This is a genomic window from Streptomyces sp. GLSS-08 (assembly GCF_056387915.1).
Genome location: NZ_JBWJAQ010000009.1, coordinates 64,259 through 78,699 on the forward strand (window position 1 = coordinate 64,259; position 14,441 = coordinate 78,699).

At 73.9% G+C, this 14,441-nt stretch carries 9 protein-coding genes; 6 read left to right on the forward strand and 3 right to left on the reverse strand.

Annotated elements, in window-relative coordinates:
- Positions 1–64 precede the first annotated feature (64 nt).
- Positions 65–1,456 carry a MocR-like pyridoxine biosynthesis transcription factor PdxR gene (pdxR, locus tag AC0ZLC_RS17810; RefSeq protein WP_476752947.1) on the forward strand — a complete coding sequence of 464 codons (1,392 nt, stop codon included), beginning with the start codon at positions 65–67 and terminating at the stop codon, positions 1,454–1,456.
- A 90-nt stretch (positions 1,457–1,546) separates the two neighbouring features.
- A complete protein-coding gene (locus AC0ZLC_RS17815) occupies positions 1,547–2,857 on the forward strand; it encodes an MFS transporter (RefSeq protein ID WP_476752948.1) in 1,311 nt (436 codons plus the stop codon).
- A gap of 162 nt (positions 2,858–3,019) precedes the next feature.
- On the opposite strand, the gene AC0ZLC_RS17820 is transcribed toward AC0ZLC_RS17815, so the two are convergent.
- Together AC0ZLC_RS17820 and AC0ZLC_RS17825 are read right to left on the reverse strand one after the other, a co-directional pair.
- Positions 3,020–3,859, reverse strand: coding sequence for a triphosphoribosyl-dephospho-CoA synthase (locus AC0ZLC_RS17820; protein WP_476752949.1), 840 nt, complete (start codon positions 3,857–3,859; stop codon positions 3,020–3,022).
- Between the two features lie 9 nt (positions 3,860–3,868).
- Positions 3,869–4,321, reverse strand: a complete 453-nt coding sequence (locus AC0ZLC_RS17825) for a peptidase associated/transthyretin-like domain-containing protein (RefSeq protein ID WP_476752950.1) — start codon at positions 4,319–4,321, stop codon at positions 3,869–3,871.
- Positions 4,322–4,874: 553 nt separating this feature from the next.
- Here AC0ZLC_RS17825 and AC0ZLC_RS17830 point away from each other — a divergent pair.
- From AC0ZLC_RS17830 to fxsT, 4 genes are all read left to right on the forward strand, one after another.
- Entirely contained in the window at positions 4,875–5,087 is a 213-nt protein-coding gene (locus tag AC0ZLC_RS17830; protein ID WP_476752951.1) for an FxSxx-COOH cyclophane-containing RiPP peptide, read from the forward strand.
- A gap of 68 nt (positions 5,088–5,155) precedes the next feature.
- Complete coding sequence (locus AC0ZLC_RS17835) at positions 5,156–7,552, forward strand: FxsB family cyclophane-forming radical SAM/SPASM peptide maturase (RefSeq protein ID WP_476752952.1); 2,397 nt, start codon at positions 5,156–5,158, stop codon at positions 7,550–7,552.
- Between the two features lie 208 nt (positions 7,553–7,760).
- Positions 7,761–9,029 carry a TIR-like protein FxsC gene (locus AC0ZLC_RS17840; RefSeq protein ID WP_476752953.1) on the forward strand — a complete coding sequence of 423 codons (1,269 nt, stop codon included), beginning with the start codon at positions 7,761–7,763 and terminating at the stop codon, positions 9,027–9,029.
- A gap of 63 nt (positions 9,030–9,092) precedes the next feature.
- Positions 9,093–13,064 carry an FxSxx-COOH system tetratricopeptide repeat protein gene (fxsT, locus tag AC0ZLC_RS17845; RefSeq protein ID WP_476752954.1) on the forward strand — a complete coding sequence of 1,324 codons (3,972 nt, stop codon included), beginning with the start codon at positions 9,093–9,095 and terminating at the stop codon, positions 13,062–13,064.
- Here fxsT and AC0ZLC_RS17850 read toward each other — a convergent pair.
- Positions 13,033–13,947, reverse strand: a complete 915-nt coding sequence (locus AC0ZLC_RS17850) for an alpha/beta fold hydrolase (protein WP_388785680.1) — start codon at positions 13,945–13,947, stop codon at positions 13,033–13,035. The genes fxsT and AC0ZLC_RS17850 overlap by 32 nt on opposite strands.
- Positions 13,948–14,441 lie beyond the last annotated feature (494 nt).

Sequence of the window (14,441 nt, forward strand, 5' to 3'; positions counted from 1 at the left end):
CCGGGTACCGAGGGGGTGCCCGGCCGTTCGTGTGTCCACGTGTGTCCAGGGGGGCGGTTCTTCCATGGGGGATTTCTGGTCCGGCGTCGGAGTGGACCTGCATCTGGATCCCGACTCGGCGGGGGGACGCCGGGCGGGACTCGAACGGGCGCTGCGGGACGCCGTGCGCGACGGACGGCTCGCCCCCGGCACCCGGCTGCCCGCGACCCGGCGGCTCGCCGCCGAGCTGGGCATGTCCCGGGGCACGGCGAAGGCCGCCTACGACCAGTTGGTCGCCGAGGGCTATCTGCGGGCCCGGCAGGGATCGGGCACCGAGGTTGCGGCGCCGCCCGCCGGCCGTGTGCCGGCCGCCGCGGGGGCCGCGGCCGCGCGGGCGCCGCGTCTCGACCTGCGGCCGGGCAGCCCGGACGTCGGCACGTTCCCGGCGGCGGCCTGGCTGCGGGCGCTGCGGCGCGCGATCGCGACGGCGCCCTCCACGGCGTACGACTACGGGGATCCGCGCGGCCGGGCCGAACTGCGCACGGCGCTCTCCGAGTACCTCGGCCGGGCCCGGGGCGTCATCGCGCCGCCCGAGCGGATCGTGATCACCTCGGGGTACGTGCAGGGGCTCGCGCTCCTCACCCGGGTCCTGGACGGCGGCGTGGTCGCCATGGAGGACCCGGGGCTGCCGTTCCACCGGGACGTGGTGCTGCGGGGCGGCGGCCGGGTGGTGCCGCTGGCGGTCGACGAACTCGGCGTCCGCGCGGGGGATCTGGGTGACGAGGACGCCGTGGTCGTGACGCCCGCCCACCAGTACCCGACCGGTGTGACCCTGCATCCCGGGCGGCGGCGGGCGCTCGTCGACTGGGCACGCGCGCGTGGCCGTCTGATCGTCGAGGACGACTACGACGGGGAGTTCCGCTACGACCGGCAGCCGGTCGGCGCGCTCCAGGGAATGGCGCCCGGCCACGTGGTGTATCTCGGCACGGCTTCCAAGACGCTCGGCCCCGCGCTGCGGCTGGGCTGGATGGTGCTGCCGCCGGACCTGGTCGACGCGGTGGCCGACGTCAAGCTGCACAGCGACCATCACACCGAGTCCATCGGTCAGTTGGCGCTCGCCGAGCTGCTGACCGGTCACGCGTACGACCGTCATGTGCGTGCCTGCCGGCTGCGCTACCGGCGGCGCAGGGACCAGCTCGTCTCGCTGTTGGGGGCGCGCTGGAGAGTGCGCGGGATCGCGGTCGGGCTGCACGCCCTGGTGGAGGTCCCGGACGAGGCGGAGGTGCTGGAGCGGGCGGCGCCCGAGGGGCTCGCGGTCGGCCGTCTCGGGGACCACTGGCACGCGGCGGCCGATGGCCGGCCGCAGGGCCTGGTCGTCGGGTACGGGACTCCCCGGGAGCGGGTGTACCCCGAGGCGCTGGAGGTGCTGGGGAGGGTGCTCGGGGAGGTGCGGCGGGGGCGCGCGTCCACGGGGTGAACCGGGGATGCCCGCCATGTGGATTGGACCAGTGAAGCGGCCGGGAAATGGGCCTGTCGAACGGTCCGGCCCGCCCCTAGCGTCGAGGGCATGACGAACTCCGCGGCACACCCCGCGCACCCGGCACCCGGCCCCGCGACGGACGGTCGTCTCGTCCCGCCCGCGGGCCCCCGGCGGGTGCTGGCCGTCGCGCAGCTGAGCAACTCCGTGGGGGACGGCGCCTATTACGTGACCTCGGCCCTGTATTTCACGCAGGTCGTCGGGCTGCCGGCCGGGCGGGTGGGCCTGGGGCTCACCGTCGCATGGGGCATCGGTTCGCTGGTCGGCGTCCCGCTTGGCCGGCTCGCCGACCGGCGGGGCGCACGGGGCACGGCGGTGCTGCTGGCCGTGGTGACCGCGGCGGCGGTGGCCTCCTTCCTCGTCGTCCGGGGGTTCCTGCCCTTCCTGCTCGCGGCGTGCGTGTACACCTCCGCGCAGTCGGGGCTCGCCGCGGCCCGGCAGGCGCTGCTGGCCGGGCTGGTGCCCGCCGGGGAGCGGACCGGACTGCTCGCCCACCTCCAGTCGACGCTCAACGCCGGTCTCGCGGTGGGCGCCGGGCTCGGCGGGCTCGCGCTGCACGCCGGGACCCGGGCCGCGTATCTCGGGGTCTTCGCGCTGGACGCGGTGAGTTTCCTGCTGTGCGCGGCGCTGCTGCTGCGGCTGCCGTCCGTCGCGCCCGCCGGGGTCGGGCACGTGCGCGGACCCGGCGTCCTGCGCGACCGCCCCTACGCGGTGGTCACGCTGCTCAACACCGTGCTCCTGCTGCGGATGCCCCTGCTCAGCCTCGGCATCCCGCTGTGGATCACCGAGCGGACCGACGCGCCCGCCTGGCTGGTCTCGGCGCTGTTCGTGCTGAACACGGCCGCGGTGATGGTCTTCCAGGTGCGGATGGCCCGCGGGGTGCGGGGCGTCGCGTCCGCCGCGCGCGCGATACGGCGGTCCGGGTTCTTGATGCTGGCGTCGTGCGCGGTGTTCGCCCTCTCCGCCGGGGCGGCGCCGTGGCCGGCGTCGGGGATCCTGGTGGCGGGCGCACTCCTCCAGGTGGCCGCCGAGATGCAGCAGTCCGCGGGCTCCTGGCAGCTGGCCTTCGACCTGGCCCCGGCCGGCCGCACCGGCGAGTACCAGGGCTTCTTCGGCACCGGCGTGACCGTGGCCCGGACCCTTGGCCCACTGGTCCTGACGGCGCTGCTCGTGGGATGGGGAACACCGGGCTGGCTGCTCCTCGGCGGGGTGACGCTGGCGGCGTCGTACGGGATGGGCCCCGCGGCCCGGTGGGCGGAGGGCCGGCACGCGATGTCACCGGCCGGCGGCGGGACACCCTCGGCGCCGGGTGCGGAGGCGAAGTGCGGGACGCGGGGGTGAGGCGCGGGACGCGGGGGTGCGGCGCGGGGGTGAGGCGCGGGGGTGAGGCGCGGGACGCGGGGGTGCGGCGCGGGGGTGAGGCGCGGGACGCGGGGGTGCGGCTCGGGGGTGAGGCGCGGGACGCGGGGTGCGGGACGCGGGGGTGAGGCGCGGGACGACGTGTCAGGGAGCCGCGGCCGGTGAACCGACCGGCACCGGGAGGGAGTCGGCGAACAGCGCGCCCGCGAGGAGGCCGCCGCTGCCGCGCGGGCTCCAGCCCCGGGACCGGAGGTCCGTGTCGAAGGCGGACAGGGCGGCGCGTCCGGCCGCCGTCGCCGTACCGCCGGCCTCCAGCACCCCGCGGGCGCCCGCCTGGACGTGTCGGAGCCCCAGCGGTCCCGCGGTGTGGAGCACCTCGGTGTCCTGGAGGGTGGACATGACGGTGAGCAGGGCGTCGAGCCGGGCGCAGGGCTCGGGCGCGCCGGCGGCGCGCGCGGCGGCCAGCGCCTCCAACGCCCGCCGTACGTGCGGGAATCCGGCGCGCGCCTCGCCCCGTGCCCCGGCGGCGCCGTAGGTCGCCGAGACGGTCGATCCGCGGGAGGGGCGGCGCGGCGCCCGCCGGTCGGGGTGCGCGGCGATCCCCTTGGCGGTGGCGGCCAGTGCGGCGCCGGTGGCGCGGGGATCCAGGGCCGCCGCGGCGACCAGGAACCCGAGGGTCCACAGGGCCCCGCGGTGTCCGCCGCCCGCCCGCGCCACCGTGTGCTCGGCGCACCGGCCGATGGCGCCCAGTTCCGTCCGGAGCCCGGGCGTGGGTCCGCCGGTGCGGCGGGCGGCTGCCGCCATGGCCGCGAGGCCGGGCTCCAGCGCCTTGGCGGACCAGCGCAGGGCGCAGAGGTCCTGCCGGGTGGTCCGGGCACCGAGGTCCCGCGGATCGGGCAGGCCGGGCTTGGGGGTCAGCTCGAGCTGCCGGATGAGCGCGGCCACCGCGGCCCGCGCCAGCGTCTCGTCCTCGCGGCTGCGCATCGGCGTACCCTACGAGGCCGCCGGGGCCGACGGGAAGGCGCTCCCGCCCGGGGCACCGCTCGGCGGCCTACCGGTCGGGGCGTCGCCGGGTGCACCGCTCGGCGGTGTGCCGCCACCGCCGCCCCGAAGCCGGTCCACAGGAAGGACCCCGTGTGTGGGCGTCGAGGCCCAGCGTGATGCACCCCTTGCAGCCCTTGCAGCCCTTGGCCGGAGCAGGCCGCCGGCCGCGCCGTTGTCCTCGTAGACCATGTCGTCGGCGAGCTCGGTGCAGCTCCCGGTGTGCCGGGAGTACGGCACCTTGACGTGCATGTGGGTGGTGCGCGGGGTGTACCGGCCGGGGAAGACCGTCCGGAACCTCACGGCCCCGTTGGCGTCGGAGACCTGGTATCCGCGCAGGCGGGTCCTGTCGTCGGCGGTGGGCCCGTCCTCGCTCCCGGCGGGGTCTCTGTGGGTTCCGGTCATCCCCGAAGGCTAGGAGCGGCGCCCGTCAGGGACATCGGCAGAGGCTGTGCGCAGCCTGAGGATGCCGAGGAAGGCCGAGTTCGGCGCGAAAGCATCGGTCGGCATGTCCGGCCGGGCCGTAGGCTCCTCACTTGGCCGAAGAGAGCCCTGGACAAAGCGGCCGAACCGGGTAATCTGAGGTAAAATTTGGGTCAAACTTTCTCGGCCTTGCGGTTGAGGGACTCCTGCCTTGCTCTGGGAGGCCGACCGGGTGCCGCCCCGGTGGCTCGGCTTTTGGCCGATGAGGGACGTGAGGGCATATGACAGACGTGTGGGACGCGAGAGGTCCGATTGCTCCGCGCTGGCGTGGCCCGAGCAGCGAACGAGCCAAGTGCGCGCCGGTCTTGGCTACGCTGCTCGCGACCAGTGGCCGGTGGGGCACCTGTATGTCCGCTGCGTCGGCCGCGTCTGTGCCCCGGTCGGCGCCGGGACACGACGGGCGGCGCCCTCCGACCAGTGGTTTTCTTGCTGAGCAGGCTCCGCCCTGCCTCCCGTCAGTGCGTACGCACAGAAGATGAGGTTCCGAATGAACGCCTCCCTCGACGCAGCGGCCCAAGAACCGGGGAAAGCGGCGGCCGCGATCGGTCCGGAGCGGGTGACGCTGACGCGCCTCGCCGCGCAGCACGACCGCGCACTGTCGGCCGCACTGACCCGGGTCGTGTCGAACGGCGGCGCACCGCAGGGACCGGGCAGGGTCGCGGTCGCGGCCTTCCAGTCGTCCGTCTGACGTCCGGGTCCGCCTCCCTGGTCCGCATCCACGCCTGAACCACAAGACCGAGGACCGACAGCACACTCATGGGCCGGCCGCCACAACCCCTACGCCAGTTCGTCCTGAAGATGCACGCTCGCTGCGATCTCGCCTGCGACCACTGCTACGTCTTCGAGCACGCCGACCAGAGCTGGCGCGGTCGGCCCGTGGTGATCTCCGACAAGGTCCTGGAGATCAGCGCCGAACGCATCGCCGAGCACGCCGCGGCCCACGGTCTCGACACCGTCCACGTCGTCCTGCACGGCGGCGAGCCGCTCCTCGCCGGCCGGGCCCGGCTGCGCCGGGCGGCCGAGGAATTACGGGCGGCCCTCCGTGGCGTGTGCGCCCTCGACCTCCGCATCCACACCAACGGCGTAACGCTCGACGAGCAGTTCTGCGAACTCTTCGCGGAGTTCGGCATCAAGGTCGGCATCTCCCTCGACGGCGACCGGGCCGCCAACGACCTGCACCGCGTCTACCGCGACGGCCGCAGCAGTCACGACAAGGTCCTGCGCGCCGTCGCCCTGCTCGCCCGCCCGCGCTACCGCCACCTCTTCGCGGGCCTCCTCTGCACGATCGACGTGCGCAACGACCCGGCCGCCGTCTACGACGCCCTGGCCGCGCTCGACCCGCCCCGCGTCGACTTCCTCCTGCCGCACGCCACCTGGGACGACCCCCCGCTGCGCCCCTCCGGCGACCCGACCGCCACGCCGTACGCGGACTGGCTGCTGAGGGTGTGGGACCGCTGGGACGCGAACGGCCGCCCGATGGACGTACGGATCTTCGACTCGGTGCTGCGTACGCTGCGCGGCGGGAGCAGCCTGACCGAGTCGCTCGGGCTGGGGCCCGCGGACCTGGCCGTGATCGAGACCGACGGCACGTTCGAGCAGGCGGACTCGTTGAAGACGGCCTACGACGGAGCGCCCGTCACCGGGATGGACGTGATGGCCAACTCGCTCGACGAGGTCGCCGCGCATCCCGGAGTCGTGGCGCGCCAGCAGGGGCTCGACGGGCTGTGCGGGACCTGCCGCGCGTGTCCGGTCGTGGAGTCCTGCGGCGGCGGGCTCTACGCCCACCGGTACCGCACCGGCAGCGGATTCATGAACCCCTCCGTCTACTGCGGCGACCTGCTGCGCCTCGTCACCGGCATCCAGGACCGCGACATGACCGACCGGCAGCCGCTCGGCGAGGCGCACCTGGCGGAACTGGCCGCCGGCTTCGGCGGCGCCGCGACCGTCGGTCTCCTGGCCCGGCACCAACTGGGTCTCAACCGTGAGCTGCTGGCGGCGGTGTGGCGCGAGAACCGGCTCGGTGACCGGGACGGCGGCCCGGCCGGCGCGGCCTGGGAGGTGCTGGCGGCCCTGGACACCGGGGCACCGGACGCTGTGGACGCGGTGCTGGCCCACCCGTACGTGCGCCCGTGGGCCGTCCGGTCCCTGCGGGGCGGACGCGACGCGGCCGACACGGCGATGCGGGGCGTGGCCGAGATCGCCGCGGCGGCCGCCGTACGGGCGGGGAGTCCCGTCACCGTCACCGTTCCGGCTCCGCAGGGGGTGCTGCGGCTGCCGACGCTGGGCACCCTGGCCGTCGGCGATGCCCTCGAGGTACGGGTGACCGGTGACCCCGGCGGATTCAGCGTCCGGGCCGCGGACGGACGTACGCACACGGTGGACCGGAACGGACCCGCGGCTCCCGGCTGGCGGGCGCGGCGCGAGTTCGCCCTGGACGGCTGGACGGTCGCCCTGGAGGACACCGACCCCTGGCGGGACTGCCACGGACACGCGGCGCACCCTCGGCTCGGCGACGCCGAGGCGCAGGCGTGGCACGCCGACCTCACCGCCGCCTGGGCCTGGATCCGCCGGGAACTTCCCGCGTACGCGCCGGGAGTCGCCGCCGGACTACGGGTGATCACCCCCCTGCTGCCCTCCCCGGAGGGCGCCGACATCAGCTCGGCGGCCCGGGACGCCTTCGGCGCCGTCGCCATCGCGAGGCCCGCCGAACCGGAACTGCTGGCCCAGCTGATCGTGCACGAGTTCCAGCACGTGAAGCTCGGCGCCGTGCTGGACCTGACGGACCTTCACGACCCGTCCTGTGAGCGGCTGTTCTACGCGCCGTGGCGGCCGGATCCCCGCCCGCTGGAGGGCCTGCTGCAGGGGACGTACGCGCACATCGCGGTGATCGACTTCTGGCGGGCCCGGTGGCGGGGCACCACGGGGGAGCGGGCGCGCGAGGCCGAGGCGCGGTTCTCCCGCTGGCGCGACCAGACGGCCGAGGCGGTCGAGACCCTCGGCTCGTCCGGCGCGCTCACCCCGCTCGGGGAGCGGTTCGTCGCCGGCATGCGGGAGACCGTGCGGGCACGGCTGGCCGACCGGATCCGGGACGACGCCCTGGAGTCGGCGCGCCGGGCGGCGGCGGCGCACCGGGCCCGGTGGCGGGCGGGCTGACGCACAACCGCCCGGGCCGGGCCGGGCGGGCGCGAACCGGCCAGCCCGGACGCCGAGTTGACGGAAACTCGACGCATGCCCGCGTGTGGCGCCCGCCCGGCCGGGGAAACGCCGGACTCCGGCGCGAGACGGCCTTGTTCGTCCTGTTCCGCGCGGGACACCGCGCTTCCTACACTGGGGGCCGGCCGCAGCACACCGGGGGGCATTGGTGCGAGGGGACGCGGGTAGCGCCAGAGGCGGGAATCCGTACTTCTTCCTGAGCTATGCCCACACGCCGAAGCACGATTCCGGCGACGCCGACCCCAACGCCTGGGTGAAGAAGCTGTACGACGGACTGTGCGCGCACATCATGCAGATGACCTCGCTGCCGCCGGGCGCCAAGGCCGGCTTCCTGGACCAGGGCATGACGGTGGGCACGAAGTGGACGGACGAGCTGGCGCAGAACCTGGCCCGCTGCCAGGTGTTCGTGCCGCTGTACTCGCGCCGCTACTTCCTCAGTGAGCAGTGCGGCCGGGAGTGGTGGGCGTTCTCCCAGCGGGAGGTGAACCAGCGGGCCCGGCACCGGGACACCCCGGAGAACGCGATCATCCCCGCGTTATGGGTGCCGGTGGAACCGGTGCAACTGCCGCAGGCGGCACGGGATCTGCAGTTCAACCACGCGGCCTTCGGCGAGGACTACGCAGACGAGGGCTTCTACGGCCTGACCAAGCTCAACTACCTGAAGGACGAGTACGAGCGGGCCGTCTACCAACTGGCCAAGCACATCGTGAAGGTGGCCGAGGCGACCGAACTGGCCGAGGGGCTCGTCTACAAGGACTACGAGTCGCTGCCCAGCGCGTTCGGCTCCGCCGGCCACCCCCCGACGTTCGACATATCCGTGCTCGCGTGCTCCCGGTCGGACCTGCCGCCCGGCCGCGCACCGGACTGCTACGGAGAGACCCCCGGGGACTGGAATCCGTACCACCCGGTGTCGACCCGGCCGCTCAGCGAGCACGCCGCCGACCTCGTCCGCACCATGGACTACCGGGTGCACGTGGGGGACTTCGAGAACGAGGCGGACCGGCTGCTCGGCTCGTGGCCGCCCGACTCGCCCGGCCTGCTGCTGCTCGACCGGTGGGCGCTGGACTCCCCCCGCCGCAAGGCGCTGATGGAGCGGCTGTGCCGCGAACGGCGCCCCTGGATCAGCGTGATGATCCCGCAGCACAAGGACGACCCGATCCCCGCCGAGTGGGAGGCGAGGTTGCACCAGCTCACCAACGAGGCGCTCGCCTCACGCCTGGTCGAGGGCGCGGGGCACCGGTCGCTGAACGGCGGCATCCGCACACTGGACGCCTTCGGGACCGAGCTCCAGATGGCCGTCAGGCAGGCCGTCTCCTTCTTCGAGGCGCACGCCCGCACCTATCCACCGCAGGGGGAGTCGGCCCCGCCCCCGCGGCTGACCGGGCCGGAGGACCTCGGCCGTGGCGCCCCGCCCTGAGTCCCCCGGCACGGCCGGGACCGAGCGCGGGAAGAGCAGGGCCGACAAGGCGGAGGGTTTTGAATGACCGAGAACCGCAAGGGCACCGTGATCACCTTCTACTCGTACAAGGGCGGCACGGGGCGGACGATGGCGCTCGCGAACGTGGCCTGGATCCTCGCCGCCAACGGCCACCGGGTGCTCACCGTCGACTGGGACCTCGAAGCGCCCGGACTGCACCGCTTCTTCCACCCCTTCCTCAACCCCTCCCTGCTGCGGGCCACCCCCGGCCTGATCAACCTCATCGACGACTACCGCCGGGAGGCCCTGCGCGACCTGCCGGAGCGCGCGCCGGACTGGCACCGCGCCTACGCCCGGGTCCGGCCGCACGCGATCTCCCTCGACTGGCCGTTCCCCAAGCCCGGCAGCCTGGACTTCCTGTCCGCCGGCATGCGCCACCGGGACTACCCGATCGTCGGCAACATGGACTGGGACCGCTTCTACGCCAGTTACGGCGGCGGCCAGTTCTTCGACGCGATGCGCGCCGACATGCAGCGCTACTACGACTACACCCTGATCGACAGCCGCACCGGCCTGTCCGACCTCGCCGACATCTGCACCGTCCAGATGCCCAGCACGCTCGTGGTCTGCTACACCCTCAGCGACCAGAGCATCGAGGGCGCCGCCGCCGTCGCCCAGGGCATCGCGGACCGGTACGGCGACAAGAACATCCGCATTCTGCCGGTCGCGATGCGCATCGACGACGGCGAGAAGGACAAGGTCGACGCCGGCCGCGCCCTCGCCCGGGAGCGCTTCGCCGGACTGCCGAGCGGCATGGACTCCGAGCAACTGGCCGAGTACTGGGGCTCGGTGGAGGTGCCCTACCGCCCCTACTACGCGTACGAGGAGATCCTCGCCGCCTTCGGGGACCCCCCGAAGGTCGCCAGCTCCATGCTGACCGCCTGTGAACGGCTCGCCTCCGTCGTCACCGAGGGACGGGTGACCTCGCTGCCTCCGATCAGCGAGGTGAAGCGCACCCGGTACGCGGCCGCGTACACCCGGCGGCGGCCCGTTCCGCCGTCGAAGCTGGTGCTGTACTACGTCTCCGAGGACCGGATGTGGGTGGACTGGCTGGAGGCGGTGCTGCGCGGCGCCGGTTTCGAGGTGCTGCCCAAGGACGTGCGGACGATGTCCGTCACGGAGATCGGCGCCGAGGCCGTGCCGAGCGGCGGGCACCGGGTGGTCGCCGTGGTCTCGCAGGCCTTCAACGGCTCCCAGCGGGCCAGAGCCGCGTGGGAGGCCGCCGTCCACTCGGGCGCCGGCTCCGAGGAACGGCACCAGGCGGTCTCGGTGCGGGTCGGCGACGTGCAGCTCAGCATGCCCTACGCCGGCCGGGGCGCGATCGACCTGGCCCGGCTGGACGAGGGCGCGGCCGCCGCGGTGCTGCTGACCGGCCTGGACCGCCCGGACGCCGTCGGGGTCTCCCGGGGCGGCGGTGTGCGGTTCCCCAACACCGGCACGCGGGTGTCCAACATCCAGCCCCGCTATCCCTGGTTCACCGGCCGCGCCTCCATCCTGGACCGGCTGCGCGAACAGCTCGGCAGCGGCATCTCCGGACCGCGGCTGCCCCAGGTGCTGCACGGCCTCGGCGGCGTCGGCAAGACCCAGCTGGCCCGCGAGTACGCCCACCGGTTCAAGGCGGACTACGACCTCGTGTGGTGGGTCGACGCCGAGCAGCCGGACCTGGTCCTGCCCAAGCTGGCGGCGCTCGCCCGGATGCTCGACCTGCCCGGCGTCGGTGACGACGTCGCCGAGGCGGCCGAGGCGGCCCTGCAGGCCCTGCGCGACGGAGTGCCGTACTCGCGCTGGCTGCTGATATTCGACAACGTCGAGGACCTGGACAAGGTGCTGGAGGTCTTCCCGGACCAGACGGCGCCCATCCCGGACAACGTCTACGGGCACCTGCTCGTCACCTGCCGCGCCAAGCCCACCTCGACCCGGGTCCAGCCCGTGGAGGTCGAGGTCTTCACCCGCAACGAGAGCATCGAGCACCTGTGCCGCCGGGTGCCGGGACTCGGCGAGGAGGACGCGGGACGCGTCGCGGACGCCGTCGGCGACCTGCCGCTGGCCATCGAGGTGGCGGCGGCCTGGCTGGAGGCGACGGCCACCCCCGTCGAGGAGTACATCGAGCAGCTGCGCGAGCAGAGCACCAAGGTGCTGTCGGTCAAGGCCGCCGTCGAGGCCGTCGAGTACCCCTCGTCCGTGGGCGCCACCTGGAACATCTCCATCAACCGGCTGCGCGAGGAATCCCCCGCCGCCGCCCGCCTGCTCGAACTGTGCAGCTTCTTCGCCGCCGAGCCCATCTCGATGAGCCTGGTGGGCAGCGACGCGATGATCAAGGCGCTGCTGCCCTTCGACAAGGACCTGCGGGCCCGCTACATGCTGGGCAAGGTCACCCAGGCGCTGAACCGGTTCGCGCTGGCCAAGGTCGACTCGACGGACAACTCCATCCAGGTGCACCGGCTGGTGCAGGCCGCGGTGCGCGACAGCCTGGGCGAGCAGGACTTCGACGACACGATCCACGAGGTGCACCGGATCCTCGCCTCCGCCCGCCCGCCCGAGGGCGCCGTCGACAACCCCGCGCAATGGCCCGGCTTCGAGGCGATCTGGCCGCATCTGGTGCCCTCCAACGTCCGCGAGTGCGCGGAGGAGGAACCGCGGCAGCTGATGGTCGACCGCATCCGCTACCTGTGGAAGCGCGGCGAACTGCACGCGGCCCGTACGCTCGGCACCCAGCTCAACGAGTTCTGGACCACCGAGTTCCCGGACGCCGACGACGAGCAGATCCTCAACCTCCGCTTCGAGCTGGCCAACGTGCTGCGCTCGCAGGGCGAGTACCAGGCCGCGCGGACCATGGACGAGGACACCCTGGCCCGCCAGCGGGAGCTGCTCCCCGAGGGCCACCCCAGCATTCTGATCACGTCCGGAAGCGTGGCCGCCGACCTGCGGGCGCTGGGCCGCTTCAAGGAGGCGCTCGATCTGGACCTGCGGATCTACCGTGGGTTCCGCGAGATATTCGGCGAGGACCACCCGCGCTCCCTGAGCTCCGCCAACAACCTCGCCATCGACTACCGCCTGACCGGCGACAGCGAGGCCGCCCGCCGGCTCGACGACGACACGGTCCGCCGCCGTACCGCGCTGCTCGGCCCGCTGCACCCCTACACCCTGACCACCAAGGGCCACCACGCCCGCGACCTGCGCGAACTCGGCGACTACGCGGGCTCGGTACAGATCCTGCGCGAGGTGCGCGAGGGCTTCGAGCAGGTCCTCAACCCGGACGTGCCCGAGGTGCTGCGGGTCGACAAGAGCCTCGCGGTGTCCCTGCGCAAGGCGGGCCACCAGGCCGAGGCCCTGAGCATCACCGAACAGACCTGGGAGACGTACACGCGCTACCGCGAACGCTACGGAAGCACCATTCCCGAGGCTCTGGCCTGCGGTCTGAACCTCGCGGCCGACTACTTCGGCGCCGACCCCGGCAGCGGCGCCCAGCGGGCCGTCCAGCTGGTCACCGAGGTGCTGCAGGGCTACGAGAGCTCCTTCGGCGCCGAGCACCCGTTCACCATGCAGTGCATCAACAACCTGTCCATCTACGAGCGCGCCCTCGGCAACCTGGAACAGGCCGCCGAACTGGCCGAGCGGGCCCGTTCCACCCTGACGAGGGCCCTGGGCGACGAGCACCCCTCCGCCCTGTGCGCCGGGCTGAACCTCGCCAACGCCTACGGCGAACTGGGCCGTTACGAGGAGGCCGAGCACTGGGAACGGCTCGCCGTGAACGGTCTGCGCAAGCGGTTCGGTCCTGGCCACCCGGACGTCCTGGTGAGCACGGCCAACCTCGCCGTCACCGTGCGCGCCCTGGGGCGGCGTTCGGAGGCCGCACAGCTCCAGGAGAAGGCGGAGACCGGCCTCGCGCGGCTGCTGGGAGACCCGCACCCGCTCGTCGAGTCGGTCCGCTCCTGGCGCCGGATCAACCGGGATCTGGAACCGCAGCAGGTGTGACGGACGGTCCCGGGCGGTCGTCCGGGACCGTCCGGACGGCCCAGCTCAGGATGCGCGTCATCACCCGCAGCGCCCCGAAGTGCGCGGCGCCCGGCTCGACCTCGACCCGGGCGCCGGGGATGTGCCGGGCCAGCCAGCGCGTGTGCTGGGCCGGCGCGAAGATGTCGTCCTCCCCGTGCCACAGCAGGACCGGGGAGGCGATCCGCGTCAGGTCGAAGCCCCAGTTCGTGCTGAACGCCATCACGTCGTCGATCCAGCCGTCCGCCGAGTCCCGCAGGCCCTCGGCGAAGTTGCGCTCCAGCATGTCCTGGATGCCGGCGTCCGCGACGATCCAGCGGTCGGACTCGGGGAGCTTGCTGCGCATCTCGGCGATGGAGGCCGCGGGGTCGGCGACGATCGACAGGGACCGGCGGCCCAGCGTCGTGGTGACCCGGCCCCGGCTGATCGCGGCGTTGACGTACTCGCGCACGTTCGACTCCGTCATGCCCTCGAACCAGTCCAGGTCGGGGGCGTCCCGCGGGGCGAGGCTGACCAGGGCCCCCGTCCGTGTCGTGCGGTCCGGCAGCAGCGAGGCACAGGCCAGTGCGTGGGGTGCGCCGCCGGAGCGGCCGACCACCGCGAAGCGGTCGATCCCGAGGGCGTCGGCGATGTCCGCCACGTCGGCCGCGACGGCGCTGACGGTGCGGCCCGGTTTGCGGTCCGAGTCGCCGTACCCCGGACGGTCGAAGGTGATCAGGCGGATTCCCATCCGGTAGAGCACGGAGGGACGCGGCGCGGGGCCCAGCCGGCTGCCGGGCGTGCCGTGCAGCAGGAACACCGGCCTGCCGTCGGGGTCACCACGCTGTTCCACCGACAGTCGCCTGCCGTCCCCGGCACGCACCATGCGCAGCACTGGCACTCCCCCTGTCGCTCTCGGCCTACGGGTCCCGCCCCGGCTCGCCCCCGCGCCGCGCGTCCGGTCGGCAGGACACGCGGCCGTGCGGTGTGCCTCCGGAACCCCGGGGACTCCTGGGCGCCCGGGGTTCCGGACCACGGGCCGGGGCGGGCGGCACACACGCGTGCGGGGCATCGGCAGGGGCGGCCGGCGGTTCGGGGAGGGCCCTTGCCGGTCCCTCACCGGTGGCCGGACGCATGCGCCGACTCCCGCATCAGGCCAGTATGCAGACGGACCCCTGCCTCGCCCAGACCGCGTTCGGCCGCTGTTTTCAAGGCAGTTGGACCTCGCGCCGGGTCCCCGCCGGCTCTGCGGCGGGCCGCCCGGACGCCGGCTCAGCACCGGGGGTGCACCGCTTCGGACGCCGGATCCGCCCCGCGCGGGGCACTGCGCCGAAGGCCGGATCCGCCCCGCGGGGGTGCCGCGTCGGAGGCCGGATCCGC

Coding starts and splice junctions, on each gene's coding strand:
- AC0ZLC_RS17825 (WP_476752950.1), bottom strand. CDS start 4,321: ATGACCGGAACCCACAGAGACCCCGCCGGGAGCGAGGACGGGCCCACC.
- AC0ZLC_RS17850 (WP_388785680.1), bottom strand. CDS start 13,947: ATGGTGCGTGCCGGGGACGGCAGGCGACTGTCGGTGGAACAGCGTGGT.
- AC0ZLC_RS17835 (WP_476752952.1), top strand. CDS start 5,156: ATGGGCCGGCCGCCACAACCCCTACGCCAGTTCGTCCTGAAGATGCAC.
- pdxR (WP_476752947.1), top strand. CDS start 65: ATGGGGGATTTCTGGTCCGGCGTCGGAGTGGACCTGCATCTGGATCCC.
- fxsT (WP_476752954.1), top strand. CDS start 9,093: ATGACCGAGAACCGCAAGGGCACCGTGATCACCTTCTACTCGTACAAG.
- AC0ZLC_RS17815 (WP_476752948.1), top strand. CDS start 1,547: ATGACGAACTCCGCGGCACACCCCGCGCACCCGGCACCCGGCCCCGCG.
- AC0ZLC_RS17830 (WP_476752951.1), top strand. CDS start 4,875: ATGAGGTTCCGAATGAACGCCTCCCTCGACGCAGCGGCCCAAGAACCG.
- AC0ZLC_RS17820 (WP_476752949.1), bottom strand. CDS start 3,859: ATGCGCAGCCGCGAGGACGAGACGCTGGCGCGGGCCGCGGTGGCCGCG.